This is a genomic window from Veillonella sp. T11011-6 (assembly GCF_002959755.1).
Classification (GTDB): Bacteria; Bacillota; Negativicutes; order Veillonellales; family Veillonellaceae; genus Veillonella.
The window spans coordinates 65,456-84,131 of sequence record NZ_PPCW01000001.1 but is presented as its reverse complement, the minus strand read 5'-3'; the positions used below and the strand labels follow the sequence as shown (position 1 = coordinate 84,131).

17 protein-coding genes are annotated in these 18,676 nt (G+C 37.7%); all 17 read right to left on the bottom strand.

The genetic code is table 11. The features are described from left to right. Positions 1-45: 45 nt before the first annotated feature. A complete protein-coding gene (locus VRHSUH10_RS00370) occupies positions 46-657 on the bottom strand; it encodes a CpsD/CapB family tyrosine-protein kinase (RefSeq protein ID WP_105089008.1) in 612 nt (203 codons plus the stop codon). Between the two features lies 1 nt (position 658). Next, positions 659-2,104 (bottom strand): GumC family protein, encoded by a 1,446-nt coding sequence (locus tag VRHSUH10_RS00365; protein ID WP_105089007.1) that lies wholly within the window; start codon positions 2,102-2,104, stop codon positions 659-661. Between the two features lie 120 nt (positions 2,105-2,224). Beyond that, positions 2,225-4,051, bottom strand: coding sequence for a nucleoside-diphosphate sugar epimerase/dehydratase (locus VRHSUH10_RS00360; protein ID WP_105089006.1), 1,827 nt, complete (start codon positions 4,049-4,051; stop codon positions 2,225-2,227). Positions 4,052-4,087: 36 nt separating this feature from the next. Further along, entirely contained in the window at positions 4,088-4,831 is a 744-nt protein-coding gene (locus tag VRHSUH10_RS00355) for a polysaccharide biosynthesis/export family protein (RefSeq protein ID WP_105089005.1), read from the bottom strand. A 418-nt stretch (positions 4,832-5,249) separates the two neighbouring features. After that, positions 5,250-5,960 (bottom strand): ABC transporter ATP-binding protein, encoded by a 711-nt coding sequence (locus VRHSUH10_RS00350; protein WP_105089004.1) that lies wholly within the window; start codon positions 5,958-5,960, stop codon positions 5,250-5,252. Position 5,961: 1 nt separating this feature from the next. Continuing rightward, complete coding sequence (locus VRHSUH10_RS00345; protein ID WP_105089003.1) at positions 5,962-6,723, bottom strand: ABC transporter ATP-binding protein; 762 nt, start codon at positions 6,721-6,723, stop codon at positions 5,962-5,964. Between the two features lie 11 nt (positions 6,724-6,734). Further along, positions 6,735-7,748: a branched-chain amino acid ABC transporter permease gene (locus tag VRHSUH10_RS00340; protein WP_005387032.1), complete on the bottom strand. Its 1,014-nt coding sequence runs from the start codon at positions 7,746-7,748 to the stop codon at positions 6,735-6,737. After that, positions 7,748-8,629, bottom strand: coding sequence for a branched-chain amino acid ABC transporter permease (locus tag VRHSUH10_RS00335; protein ID WP_105089002.1), 882 nt, complete (start codon positions 8,627-8,629; stop codon positions 7,748-7,750). The genes VRHSUH10_RS00340 and VRHSUH10_RS00335 overlap by 1 nt, the downstream gene beginning before the upstream one ends. A gap of 16 nt (positions 8,630-8,645) precedes the next feature. Further along, on the bottom strand, positions 8,646-9,794 hold the full coding sequence (locus tag VRHSUH10_RS00330; protein ID WP_005387036.1) for an ABC transporter substrate-binding protein: 1,149 nt from the start codon (positions 9,792-9,794) through the stop codon (positions 8,646-8,648). Between the two features lie 109 nt (positions 9,795-9,903). Beyond that, entirely contained in the window at positions 9,904-11,823 is a 1,920-nt protein-coding gene (locus VRHSUH10_RS00325; RefSeq protein ID WP_105089001.1) for an ABC-F family ATP-binding cassette domain-containing protein, read from the bottom strand. Between the two features lie 27 nt (positions 11,824-11,850). Next, complete coding sequence (locus VRHSUH10_RS00320; RefSeq protein WP_369819989.1) at positions 11,851-12,990, bottom strand: type II secretion system protein GspD; 1,140 nt, start codon at positions 12,988-12,990, stop codon at positions 11,851-11,853. Positions 12,991-13,220: 230 nt separating this feature from the next. Continuing rightward, a complete protein-coding gene (locus VRHSUH10_RS00315) occupies positions 13,221-14,051 on the bottom strand; it encodes a hypothetical protein (protein WP_105089000.1) in 831 nt (276 codons plus the stop codon). A gap of 129 nt (positions 14,052-14,180) precedes the next feature. Next, positions 14,181-15,170: a UDP-glucose 4-epimerase GalE gene (galE, locus tag VRHSUH10_RS00310; protein WP_105088999.1), complete on the bottom strand. Its 990-nt coding sequence runs from the start codon at positions 15,168-15,170 to the stop codon at positions 14,181-14,183. Positions 15,171-15,179: 9 nt separating this feature from the next. Beyond that, positions 15,180-16,616, bottom strand: coding sequence for a glucose-6-phosphate isomerase (locus VRHSUH10_RS00305; RefSeq protein WP_105088998.1), 1,437 nt, complete (start codon positions 16,614-16,616; stop codon positions 15,180-15,182). A gap of 84 nt (positions 16,617-16,700) precedes the next feature. Continuing rightward, positions 16,701-16,979 carry a DUF1294 domain-containing protein gene (locus VRHSUH10_RS00300; RefSeq protein ID WP_105088997.1) on the bottom strand — a complete coding sequence of 93 codons (279 nt, stop codon included), beginning with the start codon at positions 16,977-16,979 and terminating at the stop codon, positions 16,701-16,703. 20 nt (positions 16,980-16,999) lie between these two features. Beyond that, on the bottom strand, positions 17,000-17,923 hold the full coding sequence (locus VRHSUH10_RS00295) for an NAD-dependent epimerase/dehydratase family protein (RefSeq protein ID WP_105088996.1): 924 nt from the start codon (positions 17,921-17,923) through the stop codon (positions 17,000-17,002). Between the two features lie 22 nt (positions 17,924-17,945). Next, entirely contained in the window at positions 17,946-18,671 is a 726-nt protein-coding gene (locus VRHSUH10_RS00290; protein ID WP_105088995.1) for a viroplasmin family protein, read from the bottom strand. Between the last annotated feature and the right edge of the window lie 5 nt (positions 18,672-18,676).

The following is an 18,676-nucleotide window of genomic DNA, read 5'->3' as shown; positions in this document are numbered from 1 at the left end:
TATGGATACGCTTGATTTATCAAATCAAATTTATATTAATTACTATTACGCATCAATTACGATGGATCCTAGTAGAGGAATACCAACCTGAGTCAGTCGTTTTTTTGCTTCTATTAGATCTTTAGGACTAGCTACTTCATTTTTAACAACAAGCATAACGCCATCGGATTTTTCCGCTAATACAATAGCATCCGTAACATCTAATACAGACGGTGTATCAATGATAACCACATCGTATTCATCGCGAATATATTCCCAAATTGTAGATAACTTACTAGAATCTACTACTTCAGAAGGATGCTCAACTATCTCGCCCGCAGTAAGCACATCCAAATGAGGAATTATATTACGATGAATCGTCAAATCTTCATCCATGATAACTGCATTTGTAAGACCTTTATTTTGTACATTGAATGCTACATGCTGTACTGGATTACGTAAATTACCATCTACTAAAAGAACTTTATTATTATTCTTTGATAGAGCTATTGCCGTATTGGCCGCCACCTCAGAGGTACCTTCTCCACTAGTAGCAGCTGTAATACAAATTATCTTACTTTTATGTTGATTGCATACGTATTGTAAATTGCTGCGCAATGTACGATATGCCTCTACTAGCAGTGTATCACCACGTTCATTAGAAATTAGTCTTATCATATTAACCTCTCACTTTGCGCCACAATGCTACGATACGATTACTAGGTTCTTCATATTCCTTTTCTTCATGATTTGGAATGACACCTAAGTTTTCAATACCAAGAATCTCATTGATTTCTTGTACGGATTGAACCTTGCGATTACAGAAGAACTGACCCAATGTGTAAAGGCAACCAAGAATAATTCCTAAAATTGCAGAGCCTAATAAAATAAGTACTTTACGAGGAGCAATAGCTTTTTCTGGCAATGTAGGAGCATCTACGATTTGCACTTCATTTGGCACCATTACTTCTGCTACCTTGGCTTCTTCTAAGCGTTTTGATAGCATTTCGTAAATATCTTGTGCTACATCTACATCACGTTTGGCTTGAATATAACCACGTTCTTTTTCTGGTAGGTTTTTCATAGCCTCTTCGTTTTCTTTATCAAGTTCAGCCAATGTAGACTCTTTACCTTGTGCTACGGCTAAAGCCGCTTCATTTCTGAATTTATCGGCCAACAAACCTTGTTGAGCAGAATTGCTAGATGGTGCTTGTTGGGTTGCAATAGCATTAATCTCAGCATTTAAGCCGCTTTTTGCTTCTTCAATTTGTTGGTTAAGTTCTTTCATCGCAGGATGCTCATCAGTATATTTGCCAACATAGGAAGCCCTACGAGATTCTAAATCGGCTAGTTGACCTTTATAAGCCTGAACAGTAGCACTATCAGCAATACTTTTACCAGCAGAACCTAATTGCTCATTAATACTGCCCAACGCTGCTTGCGCTGTTTCTAAATCAAGTTGATTTTGAGCTTTCTCACGATCGATAAGGGTAATCTTATCCGTTAATCCCTTCATTTGATCTGCGGTGGAGTAAACCTTATTATCCACTTGGAATTGTTGCAATTTCTTTTCTGCTTGCTCCAATTCTTCTTTTGCAGTTACTACGCGTTTTTGCAAGAACTCACGTGTCGTCCGTTGCTCAACATGTGAAATGTCTGCTAAGCGCTTTAAGAATGTATCAATTAATAATTGATTAGCCTCTTGTGCTTGTTCTGGACTTTTACCAGTTACACTAACTTGTAATAATTCAGTTTCTTTATATGGTTTTGTTTCGATACGCGTTTTAACAAACTCTTCGTATGTAGGTGCTTTACCTGTTCCCTCTGGATCTTCAATAGCGGAAATAACAGGTTCTACAACATTACGACTCTTTAAAATTTCTGCATCTGTATTCATCAATTGACGTGCCATAGAATCAGAATAACCATTAGCACTTGATAATACAGAGTTACTTAAACCTTGAGATTGTTTAATGCGCAACATAGATGTAGATTGATAGGTAGATGGTGCTAACAGGTTATATGCACCACCTAATACAATACAAGCAACCGTTACATTGATAATTTTACGGCGCCGTTTAACGAGGACTCTACCGACCTCTTTTAAATCAATAATTTGTTCCACCCATATACCCCTTTCTGTGAAAGTTTACAAACAACAGGGTCTCTCCCTTTTAGGAATATGTACTGTATATCTCCCTCTCACGTAGATTACAGTTTTGAATAAATGATTATAATTAAATTGTTATACATTATGATTTGGATGATATGTTGGGACGATATCTTGTAATACATTGATTACATCCAAATCAGATTTACACGTTTCAAAGCGCTCGATTTCACCACTTAACCATTCTTGGTCTACATCTTCTAATGCAGCTTCAAAAATCTTCTTATGTGTAGTTGTGTTAGTGCCTTCTTCAGCAGTTAATAATTCTTCATATAGCTTTTCACCTGGACGTAAGCCAGTAAATTCAATACGAATATCTTTATCAGGCTCATATCCAGAAAGACGAATCATATTCTTTGCTAAATCAACAATTTTCACTGGTTCACCCATATCTAATAAGAACACTTCACCACCATTCCCCATAGCACCAGCTTGTAAAACAAGTTGGCTTGCTTCTGGAATAGTCATAAAGTAACGAGTCATTTCGGGATCTGTAACAGTTACAGGGCCGCCAGCTTCAATTTGTTTACGGAATAATGGAATAACAGAACCTCGACTACCAAGAACATTACCAAAGCGAACGGTAATAAACTTTGTATCGTACTTATGATTCATACCAAGTACAACCTTTTCTGCCACTCGCTTCGTAGCACCCATGACACTTGTTGGATTTACCGCCTTGTCTGTGGAAATCATAACAAAACGTTCAACACCATGTGCCCCTGCTACATCTGCTACATTACGAGTACCATAAATATTATTTAGCACCGCTGCAATTGGTTGGATTTCCATAAGTGGTACATGTTTATGAGCTGCAGCATGGAATACTACATCTGGTTCATAGTCAGTAAAAATTTGGTCTAACTGATTTTTATCTCGAATATCAGCAATAATGGGAACCAAAGTCCCTTCAGGTACAATGGATCGCAACTCTTGGTGAATAAGATAAATACTATTTTCACCATGTCCTAGTAACAATAGTTTTTTAGGTTTTACCCGCAGTACTTGACGACAGATTTCAGAACCAATAGAACCACCTGCACCAGTAACAAGAACTACTTTATCCTTAAGATATGGTTCCACCTTAGATGTATCGAGATGAATTTCATCACGCTCTAATAAGTCCTCGATAGAAACAGGATGAAGATGGGATACAAGGACTTCGTCATCTAGTAACTGGTACATCCCCGGCAATGTATTAATCTTACATTTAAGAGGAGAGCAGATTTCCATAATCTCACGAATGACATCGCGCTTTACAGATGGCATGGCAATGATAATTTCTTCAACCTTATATCTTGCTACAAGCATTGGAATATCTTCACGATTCCCTAAAATTCTAAAGCCATTCATAAGACGGTTATGTTTAAACATATCATCATCAACAAACCCAATGATTCTTCGAGACCGCTTATGATAACGTTCGATTTCACGAGCTATCGTTGCACCGGCATCACCAGCACCTATAATGAGTGTATTTACTTGGCCACTTTCACCATCGTCCCCATTACTATAATGAAGTGCCACATAATGAAGTAACATACGTCCCATACCAACGGTACCGGTAGTTAAAAACCATGTAATAAAATAGATAGAACGTGGTAAAGATTTGCCAAAAGCAAACATGGAGGAATAAAAGATTGCTGTACCAATAGTTGTAGCTACAAAAACAGCTAAAACCTCTCTCATCCCTGCATAACGCCATATGCGCGTATATAGGTGCATAACCAAGAACATCAACATATATGAAACTAATAATAATGGCAATGCATCTACCATTTGATCAATATATCGAGGTTCTATATAACCGTCAAATCTAATAAATAAACTGATAAATGCAACAACAACAATCGTCGCAATATCGGCAATAAACAGTATGGCTGGTAATAAATATGAACGCAAAAGAACGCCCCCTTATATGTGAGATAAACCCTATCCTTAATTTTTGCCGATTCGAGATACCATGTATGCGCCGGTCAAGATTGGAGCAATATCACGAGCAAAGTTGATGCGGCTATTTTTAGTCAAGTAAAGAACATCCCCTTCACGCATAATATAGTTTTCGGACATATCTCCAGTTTGTAACATACGATTTAAATTTATAGGAATTGGTTTTTCAGGATTATCTTGATGAATCAAGTAAATTTTCTTTTTAGCTGTATCCCAGTTAAAGCTACCAGCAGCACCAATAGCATCGATAACGGTACTAGACTTAGTCAATGTATAGGCACCAGGTTTATTAATCTCACCGAATACATACACACGAACACCACCAAGTTTCGTAACATTTACAGTAATATCTGGATTAATAATGTAACGAGATAGACCTTGCTGTAATTGAGCCGTAAACTCATCGACGGTTAATCCATCTGCTTTTACTGGTCCCACCATAGGGAATGATACATATCCATCAGGACGGACAGTGTACATAATGTCGTTCCCATTACGTGTACCAAGATCCGCTTGTTGTACAACTTGAATGGTTAGTTCATCCCCTTGACGTAGACGATACTCTTTATCTGAGCTCACAACAGATGCACTCGTTTCTAGTGGTACATGACCTTCTGTTTGTAATGCTTTAGCATTGTAGGACTGTTCTGTTGTTACATTAACAGGTGCAGCCATAGATGTTGTTGTGGCACATAAGAATGCTGCCATCATCATATACTGTTTTTTATTCATACTTTACCTCTTTGATTTACATACAACCCACTCAATACATCACTTATTTTCTAAGATTATTAATCCTAAAAAATCGGTTAAGTCATTTTATCATTATTTTAAATTTTCTTCCATAAACGCAGACCATTCTGAGCTAACTTCATCAAAACTTTAAGAAGGAATCCCGTAAATATAAGGATTTCACCATCTATTCATGGGTATTTTTTTACTCACTTCACTCACATTTCACCCGATTTTTTCATTTATTTTCGATAAATAAATTAAATATATATAAACTCAATTCACCATCGCTTCACAAAATCATCAAAATCTCATCAAATTTATTGATGAAACAAAAAAATAAGGTGTATATACTAGCTTTCTAGTATATACACCTTATTTAAAATTTTAGATAAGTACTACTGACTTAAGGTATTAATTATTCAACACGACCGCCTAAATATGCTTCCATAACGCGAGGATCATGACGTACTTCATCAGCTGGACCAGATAATACCATTTTACCTGTTTCCAATACATACGCGTAATCAGCAATTTTCAATGCTTGTCGTACATTTTGTTCTACCAAAAGAACAGTAGTTCCTTCAGCACTAATTTCTTTGATAGTTTCAAAGATTTCATTTACTACTAATGGTGCAAGACCCATTGATGGTTCATCCAATAGTAAGAGCTTTGGACGTGCCATAAGTGCACGACCAATAGCTAACATTTGCTGTTGACCACCAGATAGAGTACCACCTAATTGGTAACTACGTTCGTCAAGGATTGGGAAGCGTTTAAATACTTTTTTAATATCTGCTTCAATCTCATTATCGTTACGGATATAAGCACCCATTTCTAGGTTTTCATAAACGCTCATATCTTGAAGAATTTGACGACCTTCAGGAACTAAGGAAATACCACCATGTACAATTTGATGTGTTTTTTGGCCAGTAATATCTTGGCCTTCAAATAATACTTTACCAGATGTTGGTTTTACAAGCCCCATGATGGTTTTCATAGTTGTAGATTTACCGGCACCATTGGCACCAATCAAGGATACAATAGAGCCTTGAGGCACTTCTAAACTAATATCTTTTAAGGCTGTAATATGTCCATAACCAGCCACGATGTTTTCTAGCTTTAACATATTACGCCTCCTCTTTACCTAAGTAAGCTTCAATTACAGCCTCATTGTTTTGAATTTCTTGAGGTGTACCTTCAGCAATCTTTTTACCAAAGTTGAATACTACCAAACGGTCACAAATATTCATCATCAATTCCATAGCATGTTCAATTACGACAACAGTAATACCAAGATCGCGAATCTTACCAATTAATTGGCGCAATGCTTCTGTTTCACTATCGTTCATACCTGCTGCTGGCTCATCGAGCAAAATTAATTGAGGATGCGTTGCCAAAGCACGTGCAATTTCAAGGCGACGTTGTTTACCATATGGCAAAGATGTAGCTACCTCTTCAGCATCTTCTTCAAGACCTACTAGCTTTAAGAACTCATAAGCAATGCCACGACAACGTTCTTCTTCAATGCGTTGGCGTTTAGTTCTTAAGAAACTAGCAATGAAACCAGAACCTGTTCGGCAATGCATACCTGTTAAAACGGTTTCCAAAGCTGTCATATTGCCAAAGAGACGAATATTTTGGAATGTACGAGCTATACCCATTTCAACTGTTCTATGTGGTTTAATGCCTACAACAGACATACCATCAAATACGATTTCACCAGAACTTACAGGGAATACACCTGTAATCAAGTTAAAGAGTGTAGTCTTACCAGCACCGTTTGGACCAATAACACCAAATACTTCGCCTTGTTTTACGCCAAAGGATATACCGGTGAGAGCTGCAACGCCACCAAAGCTTTTACTTACGTCATTTAATTCTAATAGCATTCAGTTCCCTCCTATCCTTGTTTTTCTTCTTGTTGTTTACGTTTATACGCTTCAAAACGTTCTGTTAATACTTGTGATTCAGGAATATATGGAGCTTTTTTAAAGCCTAATTTACGGCTAATTTTATCTACCATAGATTCTGTTAAAATACCATCTGGGCGAACTGCCATCAAGATAACAAGCAATGCACCGTAGATGATGTCCCGATAATCGGATAAGAAGCGCAATACTTCTGGCAATAATGTAAGAATAAAGGAGCCTAATACGGAACCCCATACAACATTAGAACCACCAAATACAGGGAATAATAAGATTTGTACTACCTTATGGTAGCTAAAGTCTGTAGGATTGATAAAGTTTGTAATATGAGCATACAAACCACCGCCAATACCAGCGATGAAAGCACCAATAATAAAGGCCATCATCTTGTAGTATACAACGTTAATCCCCATTAATTCTGCTGCATGATCATCAGCCTTAATCGCTGCAAAGGCACGACCAACGCGGCTATTATTAATGCGTACACAGAAGGCAATAATCAATACTAAGATTGCCAATAGGATAATGATAGCCATTAAGTTGCCCCATGCAACAGCATCAATACCCATCAAACCATCGATATCAAGTTCATAGGCTAAGTTTGTTAATTCTTGAGGAATGGATGGAATACCAGAAAGGCCTAATGCACCATTAGTAATATCCAAGTTCAAGAAAATAACACGCACCACCTCGCCAAAACCAAGAGTAGCAATGGCAAGATATAAACCGCGAAGACGTGTTGTTGGTAAACCGATAATAACGGCTACAAGACTGGCAACTAGGCCACCAATGATAATGCCTACAACGATAGGCAAATCAGCCTTCAAAGAAAGGATAGCGCCTACGTATGCACCAACGCTCATAAAGCCAGCAGCCCCTAAAGAAAGCTGACCACTTGCAAGTGTAAAGTAAATAGAGATACCCATGATGGCATTGATGATGAAGAACATCACGATCTGTAGATAATACGGGTTCAATAAATCCATTATGGTCTCCCCCCTTTATCTTTAGAACCAAACAAGCCTTGTGGGCGCCAGAATAATAATAGGATGATGAGGCCAAAGGCCACAGCATCACGGAATGTAGATGCGCCATAGGCAACAGAGAAGATTTCTGCTACGCCTAAAATGAAGCCGCCAACCATAGCGCCTGTAATATTACCAAGGCCACCTAAGATAAGCACTGCAAGGCCTTTAAAGCCGATGATAACGCCCATTGTAGGCTCAATAGCATTAAAGGACAAACCTACTAATACGCCTGCAGCAGCACCTAAGGCAGATGCAATCATAACAGTAACAGATATAATCATGGTTGGATTAATACCCAACAAAGCTGCCGTTTCAGTGCTCATGGATACAGCGCGGATAGCCTTACCAATTTTAGTTTTCTTAATAACTACATTAAGAATTAACATTAACACAACAGAAACGCCTAAGCCAATAATTTGTACCATGGAAATTTTGAAAGCTCCAAAGTCGATTAGGCCACCAATATAATCTGGTGGGAAAGATCTTGTTTGAGGCCCCCAAAGCAATAATGCCAAACTTTCAAGGAAAATAGAAACACCAATGGTACTAATAAGTGGTGCCAAGTGAGACACCTTTTTCTTGCGGAGTGGACGAAGCGCCACAAATTCTAAAAGATAACCGAGGATAGCACCGATAGCCATAGCTACGATAAGGGCTACAAAAATGTTAACGTCAAAAACAGTTACCATAAAAAGACCAACGAAGGCACCTATCATAAAGATGCCTCCGTGTGCCATGTTGATGATATTTAAAACGCCAAACACAAGTGTTAAGCCAATAGCGAGTACAGCATATAAGCTACCGAGGGTTAACCCGTTAACTAATTGTTGTAAAAACACTATATTACCTCAACTTTTATTTTTTTAATGCGTCAAATTGACCGTTTTTAATTTGTAAAACTTGAACTTCCATGGAAGGATCGCGTTTTTCGTTGAACTTGAATTGACCAGTTACACCAACGAAGTCAGCAATATTTTTCAAAGCTTCGCGGAATTTTTCACGATCTGTAGTAGAACCTGCTTTTTTCAAAGCTGCTTCATAGAGGTATACTGCATCATAAGCTTGAGCTGCGAATTGGTCTGGTTCTTTACCGTATTTATCTTTGTAAGCTTTACGGAAGTCTTTTACCTTTTGATCGTCTTTGTTAGGGAACCAAGGTGTACCTACGATAACACCATCAGCTGCAGCACCTGCAATTTTAATGAATTCAGGGCTGTTAAAGCCATTGGAACCAATTACAGGTTGATTCATACCCATTTCACGCATTTTTTTCATGATCAATGCGCCTTCTTGGTAAAGAGAAGCAACTACGATAACATCAGGTTTTGCTTGTTGAATCTTAGTTAATTGTGCAGAGAAATCAGTATCTTTATCTGCAAATGTTTCAGTATCAACAATTTGTACGCCTTCAGATTCCAATGCTTTACGAGCTGTATTATTTACAGATACCATTTGATCATTGTTGTTGGAGTACATAATAGCTGCAGTTTTGAAGCCTAAAGTTTTATGTGCTTCTTTAATTGCAGTATCTACTGCCAAGGATTCAGGTACAGCATTACGGAAAATGTAATCGCCGATATCTGTAATACCTTCAGCTGTTGTAGATGTACCAAGAGCTACGATTTTGCTTTTGTTTGCTACAGGACCAGCTGCCATCATTTCACCAGATAACATTGGGCCGATAACAGCTACAACTTTATCCTTAGAAATTACTTTATTCATTGCATTAATTGCTTCGTTTTTATCACCTTTAGTATCTTCTACTAATAAGTTGATTTTTACAGCATTTGCATCAGCGTTAATTTCGCTTACTGCCAATTCTGCACCAGCTTTAATGGACTCACCATATGCTGCTGCACCACCAGTTGTTGTTGTTAACAATGCAATTTTAGCCTCATTGCTATTTGCATTACCTGCATCTTTATTACTGCCACAACCAGCAGCAACTGCCATTACACCAGCAAGACCAAAAATGGCTGCTTTTTTTAACATGGATTTATTCATGCTACACCCTTCCTTTGAAACATAAAACTTTAAATCTATATCTATATTATTAGAGTTTTTAATTTTTTGTCAATTAAAATAACTCTATAATAATATATACTATTATAAGTTATTCAGATAATCGCTCCCATTTCTCATACAATGTATCTAACTCACTTTGTGTAGATTCAATTTGTATGGAAATTTTGGACATTTCATCTAAATCTTGCTGTACTACAGGATTAGCCAATTGCACTTCATACATCTTCATAGTTGCTTCTAAACGAGCAATTTCAGATTCTACCTCAGCTAATTGTTTTTCCACCATATATGCATTCGGTTTCTTCTGAGGTTCCTCTGTCGGTTCTGATGTTGAAAGTACTGGTTCATCAAGTGAAACAACTTTATTTTCAACTTTATCACTCTCTGAGTTCTGCTCATTAGCTAATGCTAATAAATCTTCTTGTTCTTTCAGCTTTTCTTTATAGTACGAGTAATTACCAAGATATTCAGTAATTTTTCCATCATCTAAAACAATAGTTTTTGTAGAAACTTGATCTAAGAAATATCTGTCATGGGAAATAATAAAACATGTACCTTCAAATTGTTGCAAGGCTTGTTCCACAATTTCGCGCGTTGGAATATCTAAATGGTTCGTCGGTTCGTCTAAGATAAGGAAATTATCACCTTGAAGGAATAATTTTAATAATGCTAAACGCGCTCTCTCACCACCAGATAAGTCACCTACAAGCTTAAATACATCATCCCCTTTAAATAGGAATGAACCTAATACATTACGGGCCTTCTCTTCAGTATAGTTAAAGTGATTCATAACCTCTTCTACTACCTGCCAAGAATCATGTAGTTCTTCATGCTCTTGTGAGAAGTATCCCACTTGTACGCGATTACCGATATCTACGTGACCATTCTCAGGAAATAATTCACCTACAATAGTTTTTACGAGTGTCGATTTGCCTGCTCCATTAGGACCAATAAGAGCTACTGATTCCCCTCGTCGAACTACAAGTGATATATCATCAATGATAGGACTTTCACCATACCCTACTGATAAATGATCTAACACAAGAACCTTATCAGCACTCATCGCTGCAGGAGGGAAAGAAAATTGTAAATGATGTGAGGTTACCGGTGCATCAAGTCGTTCTAAACGGTTAAGTTGAGACTGCCGACCACGAGCCATTTTAGATTTTATACCTGCACGGTATTTATCTATATAGGCCTCGGTCTTCTTGATGTACTCCTGTTGTTTCTCATAAGCCACCATATCTGCTTTCAAACGTTCATCCCGTTGTTGAATATAGCGGCTATAATTACCACGATAGGTTGTAGCCTTATGGTTATCTAGTTCTACAACACCAGTGACAATACGATCTAAGAAATAGCGGTCATGGCTGACAATGAGAATACCGCCAGGATAGGCAGATAAATAACCCTCTAGCCACTCTAACATGTCCATATCTAAATGGTTAGTAGGTTCGTCTAAGAACAAAAAGTCTGGACGGCGTACCAAGGCTTTAGCTAAATTAATGCGAGTCTTTTGACCACCAGAAAAAGCACTAGCTGGCTTATCTAAATCCTCATCGGTAAAACCAAGTCCATAAATGATACGTTTAGTCTTTTGCTCATAATCATAGCCACCTAGCCATTCTAAACGATTTTGCAAATAATCCAATCGCTGCAGATCCGATTCACTAGCTTCTTCAGACTCCAAACGCGTGGTAAGTTCTTTTAGTTGCTCCTCTAATACATGGACATCGGCCCAAGCTTTTTCAATTTCTGTAGCTAAACTATCATCTCCTAGATTTACATCTTGTTGTAAGTAACCAATACTGGCTACAGGAGACTTAACTACATTGCCTTCATCTAATTCTTCATAGCCTAATATGCATTTTAACAAGGTGGATTTCCCAGCCCCATTAGGTCCTACCAAGGCTAGTCGCTCACCTTCTTTTATCTCAAAAGACACATTGGAAAATACTTGGCGCACCCCAAATGATTTTCCAAGGCCTATCATTCGAATGCGTTCCATTCATAACCTCCTAATCATTACCCTTTATTATACCACAATTGCCCGAACTAATATTAGCATCTCTATAGAATCTTTTGTTTTTCTACTATGTCGGAATAATTTACCTAGTAAAGGAATATCTCCTAAAATAGGTACTTTTTGAATTTGATGTTGATCGCGATTATCCATAAGTCCACCTATAACGAGTACCTCTCCAGGTTGTAACCGCACTCTTGTATGTGCTTGCCGCGTACTAATTTTATAAGCTTTCATTTCGGATACCATGATAGGTGTACTTACTTCAGCGTGAATTTTTGCATCTACACCGCCATCCCCAGTAATAATAGGCGTGTAGTTTAACTTAATCCCCACCTCTTCATAACGTGTAGAACGCTTACGTTCGCCATTCACTTCGGACTCTTCTATAACAGGGATACGTTCACCGATCAAGATATGTGCTGTTTCACCATTTAAGGCCATAATAGATGGCTTAGCAATTAGCGCGGCTTTACCGGAACTTTCCATAAGACTCAACTCGGGTTTCACAAAAAATTTATAGGCTTCACCACCGGGTGTTTTACCAAAGGTAACGGCCCCGTAAGAATTAGTTTTATCTTCACCATGTCCTGTCAAGCTAAGCCACGACCACCGAATGCCTTGCTCCTTTGCATAAGATTGTTCCATAGCAATGACGGTCGCTTCTAATTGTACTTGCTTAGGCTCCTTATCTATTGCTTTAACCAGTGTTTCTACACGCCGTTTCTCTCCACTGGTCAAATGCATAATCACTTCATTTTGTTCTGAAAGTACCGCCATTTTATCATGTTTCACAACAGTGCCCATTATATTTTTTAAAGACTCTGCTGGCAAATGCTCCGGTGTTATAACATATAATTCTCTATTTTCAAGTGCTTTGTCATCTGGCTCAATAAGAATCGTATTATATTGTTTTGAAACGGAAAAATGATATAGCCTTCCTAATTCTTTTATAAGATCCTCTGGTGTTTCACCTTGCACAGTAGCCGTAATGTTACCTGTTAAAGATTCTACACCCATAACAGATATACGATAACTCCGACAAATCCCTAATACTGTTTCTTTTAGAGAAGCATTACGAACGGATATCGTAATTGATTCTTTTGATTTTCTCAGCTCGCCCTTTTCATTAATTACGTTATCCTTTTCTATGTCATTATTATTATTTGATTTACCATTACTAATTTCTCTATCTAGTGAGTCCCTATCGCTTTCTAGATTAGTAGTTACTGCTGGCCCTGTATTACTCGCTAATACTATAGAAGATTCCCCTAATGATGCATATAGAAACATAACCACTATTATAATTATTTTTAGTAGTATGCTAGCTTTGAATAGTTTTTTTCTTACTATGGTCACTCTACTACGTAAGCAATCCTTACCTAATTGATTTTTAACCACCGTGATGAACCTCCTTCAACGATTTCTACACCACTTGCACTTATATTAGAGACAGTAACGCCATGCCAAACCATCCCAACAGTAACCATTTGCTCCTCTGTACCTTTTCGTAAAATAGCAATAATCTCATTGCCCTCAACAATACCAACAAGTTCAACAGGCTGTTCCATACTCGAAGAATTTAACCTACTATGAGACTTTGAATTAATTTGATTATTAGTAAAATCATCACTGCTATCACTAATGGTTTTATCCCCTGTGTGTTTATTCTTATTCTGTGTTCTCCTGGTTTTATACCTATTAGTCCGTCCTTTATATGTATCCCTGCCTGAGTACTTACTATTATTAAACCCTTGCATATCATTAATGCTATCAGCCACTTCATCTACATCCTTAGTATCTTCATGTCTACCATGTACATCATTATCTGGTAAATCTTTAAAAACCTCTCTCCAAGGATGCCCGCGTTCCACGCTGCTCACATCATATAACAAACGGCCCTCACTTTTAGTTTTTAGATCGTCATCTTTTCTCGTTTCTATAGCATCACTGTTATGATGTTTCTGTCTATTATGTGAAACTCCGTCTGATGATTCTTTTGAACTTAATCGGGTCTGATTATTTTCCTCACTATTAACATGCTTAGGTTGTACATGAACACGTTCTTCTTCGTGAGGATATAAAGCACCAACGATTAATACGCCAACTATAATTACAAGAAAAATAGAAATAATAATTTTATAGTGACGAATAATAAAATACTGTTTATCAATCCATAATTTAATGCGTTGTATATAATCTTGTAAGTTCATATTCCACCTCCTGCTGACATATTCTAGGAGGTCCTTTTAAATTCCTACAAAAAAATGACTCTACCAGTCACCTAGGTGACTAATAGAGTCATTCATTATATTGACAAATCAAAAGGATTTGTTCTTGTTTTATTTGCTTTTAAAACCATCAGGATGAGATGTATGCCATTTCCAAGCATCTTTTATAACATCAGCTACATTACTGAATTTAGGATCCCAACCAAGTAATTCTTTAATTTTTTCAGAGGAAGCAATCAATGTACCTGGGTCGCCAGCACGACGGTCACCATATTGAACTGGAATATCGATACCAGTTACCTCTTTAGCAGTTTCAATAATTTCCTTAACGGAGAAGCCATTGCCACTACCAAGATTAAACACTTGAGATTCACCACCGTTACGCAAATAATCCATTGCTAACACATGAGCTGTAGCCAAATCATTAACATGAATATAATCGCGTACACATGTACCATCAGCTGTATTATAATCAGTACCAAAAACAGTTATGTGCTCTCTTTTACCACGAGCTGCATCTAGCACAAGCGGAATCAAATGAGTTTCTGGATGATGATCTTCCCCAATTGTACCAGACGGATCTGCGCCAGCCGCATTAAAATAACGCAATGCAACATACGTAGAACCATAAATAGCACTATAATCAGATAGCATTTCTTCAATCATCAGTTTAGTACGACCATATACATTAGTTGGATGCAATGGCGCATCTTCACGAATTGGCACTATCTCTGGTTCCCCATAAACAGCAGCCGTACTGGAAAATACAAAATGTTTCACACCTGCAGTACGAGCAGACTCAATGAGGTGATAAGAACCAACTACATTATTTTCATAATAAATGGCTGGATTTACCATGGATTCCCCAACTTGAGAATGGGCTGCAAAATGCATAACACCAATGATATTATGGTCTTTCATAATATCTATCAACTTAAGATCTGCTATATCCATATTGTAGAACTGTACCCCTTCAGGAATTGATTCTACATGACCGCGCGATAAATTATCTACAATAATAGGTGTATAACCCGATTGTTGTAAGGCACGTACTGTGTGGCTCCCAATATAACCAGCCCCACCTGTTACTAAAATATTCATAGTTCCCCCTTATGAATTCTCTCCATCCTTTACATGAGCCAATTTTGGACCGATGAGACGTTTATAAACTTCAACACCTGGTTGATCGAAAGCGTCTACACCAGCAAAAATAGATTCAAAGTAAACAGCCCAACAATGCATAAACATGATTTCCCCTAAATGGAATGCATTTAATGTTGGTACAGTTATCGTCATATTAAAGCGATTGTCACTAGATAAAGCCTCTCTATTAGCATCTAATGCAATATTGAGAATATCACAAATGCCTACATTACCAAGTGCTTGCAATCGTTCATATTGACTATGTGTATTAGGCACTACGAGATTATGTTGCCACTCTTTAACCTTAATAAATTGAACGACCTTATTAAGGCGACCTTCTTGATGCTCTTGTACTTGAGCATGCATATCCATAGTTCCTACTGCCGCAACTGGTGTACGACCATAAGGTAAGCATGTATTACTCATCTTACCTAACGATTCGGACAATAGCTGTACATACCAATCAGATAAGGAATGAAGAGCTTCCCCATAAGGCATAAACACCTCAATAATACGACCATAACGTTCGGACGCAATATATTTTAGCAATGCACTTAATAAAGCAGGATTTTTGAAAATATCCTCTTCTTGGCAAGCAGCATCCATTGAAGCTGCACCAGCTAAGAACCCCTCAATATCAAAGCCCACAAGAGCCGCTGTTACAAAACCAACCTCTGTAAACACAGAGAAACGGCCACCTACACCATAAGGAATACTATAGGTTTTCCAATGATTTTCTAGTGCCATAGAACGTAGAACTGTAGGATGTTCATCATCAGACGTATCGGTAACAGCTACTACTTCATAATTTATATTCAGATCTTGTAATGCTTTTTCCAAAATCATGAAATTAGCCATTGGTTCGATAGTAGAACCAGACTTAGAGGTGATAACGAGCATCACCTTATAGTTGGGTCCTTTTTTCTGAGCTTGATACTCTAAGGTACGAATAAGGCCTGATAAATAATCACCATCTACGTTAAATCCAGCAAAATACATCCGTGGATATCCGTTGCGTTCTTCCGTACTAAGATTATTCCAAAATGCACCACATTGAACATCAAAAATAACCTTACTACCCAAATAAGAACCACCAATACCTACAGATACAACTGTATCAATATTATGGCGAGCATAGTCCCTCAATTCATAAAGACGTTTTAGCATTGCAGGTGTATTAATACCATCTTCAGAAATATAAGGAAGTTGGTAAAACAATACCGGTTCAGGCAAGCCGTCCTTGGAAACATGGCCTTCTTCAAAGCCTGTAGAGCGTAAAATATTGGTGTGGCGCCAAACATTTTGTATAGCACGCTCAAAGTTTTTTACGTCTCGTTCTTGTATGCAACTTTCATTATATATGTTAGCGTAATCTAACTCGAACCCCGATTGTAATCGCAACATCAAATATCTCCTTCACTGACATTTTATGTACAATATTCTACTCATTATACCATAAAACAATGAATAAAATATTAGTTTATGCAATCAATTCACCCACAAACCATAACCAAACCCCACTGCATAAACAGACCATAACAATGCAATAGGGATAGCTAGTTTAAACTTGAGCTTTAAAGTCTTATGACGCCAAATAACCATGCCCAATAGCGCACCAAGGCCGCCAAAGGCAAATGCTAAAAATAATAGTGTGAACTCTGAAATCCGATTATACCCCTTAATAGCACATAGCTTATCATATCCATACATGCTAAATACAATTAGATTCCATACCCCTACAGTAACCCAGAATTGTGTATCACTCATGTCCCCAAACCTTATATACCTTACTTATGATGAGCTTTAAAATATTCTAATGTTTTTTGTAAGCCCTCATCTAATGTTGTGGAAGCTACAAATCCAAAATCACGTTCTGCCTTTGCATTACTTAAACGTGAATGTTTGATATCCCCTATGCGTTCGTCTTCATAATGAACCATAAAATCAGCACCACTAATAGATCTAAATCGCGTAATCAACTCATTAACAGATGTTCCCGTATTGGTAGACACGTTATAAATACCTGTACAGCTAGTATTGCCCATAGCCTTAATATTAGCTTCTACCACATCTTCTACATAAATGAAGTCTCTTGTTTGTTCGCCATCACCATATACGGTTAAAGGCTTACCTTCAACGATTAAACGATTGAAAATACTAATAACGCCACCTTCACCACCATCACCTTGACGTGGACCATATACATTGGCATATCTAAAGCATACTGTATTTAACCCGAAAGCTTCACGATAGATACGTAAATACCCTTCTGCAGTAAGCTTAGTCAAACCATAGAAGGATGATGGCATACCACTTAGTTCTTCTGTCAATGGCAATACTGCTAAGTCCCCATACACAGCAGCCGAAGAAGGCATTAAGAATTGTTCAACTTTCACCTTACGACAGGCATCAAGTACATTAATAAGCCCTAACAAATTAACATCACAGTCATAACTTGGATTCTCCATAGAGGATTGAACCATAGTCTGAGCAGCCTCATGAAATACAATAGAAGGCTTAAACTCTTCAAATACAGATAATAATTTTGGATCTCGTACATCCATCTCAATAAATTGAGCAGAATCATGTACAAAAGAACGCATACCTGTAGATAAATTATCTATAACGAGCACATTGTGCCCCAATTCAATTAATCGATCAACTAGATGGGAACCAATGAAACCGGCTCCGCCTGTAACACATATATTCATAACACCCTCCTTTCTGAGAAAGTTAAATTCCCGCACCTTGTTTGGCTAGTACATCAGCCATTTCATTATATGTATCGCCCGTATGAGCAGCCACCTTGTGAAAGTGTACGCGCACACGGTCTTTTATAGAGTCATAAAACGCAGCATAATATTGAGTCAGTGCATTATTGCGTTTCCATCGTTTAGTAGCCCACATTTCAATCCCCATATAATCATAATATAGGGAACATTCTGGAATACCATGATCAACGGCATATTTCATAACATACATAGCAGCTAGTAGCTCACCAGCTACATTCCAAAATGATGTATATCGTTCATCATTAGAAGGAAATGAAAAAGTCTTCTTAGACCCATTCAAGAAGATAACGCCACCAGCACCAACTGTATTGGTACCTTTATTATAACTACCATCAATATAAGCAATAATATGGTCGGCCTTAGTAAAATCTGGTTTCACCACATTTGGAGATACCTTATTTTGAACTTTAGAACTAAATCCTATAGGTCTAGAATTCATAGATTTAGACTTAACTGCTTGTGGCGATTTAGGTTCGCTCCGTTTAGCACTCATAAAATCACTCAAGGATAATCCTGAATCATCTACAAAGGCACGTGCTTCTGCTTCTGTAGAGAAAGATTTGTAGATAGCACCGCCAAAACCCTTTACCTGTTTCTCACAGTCAGCCCAGGTAGTATAAACTCCTGGTACACGGCCTTGACGAACTGCATAAAACTTCTTTGCCATACGTA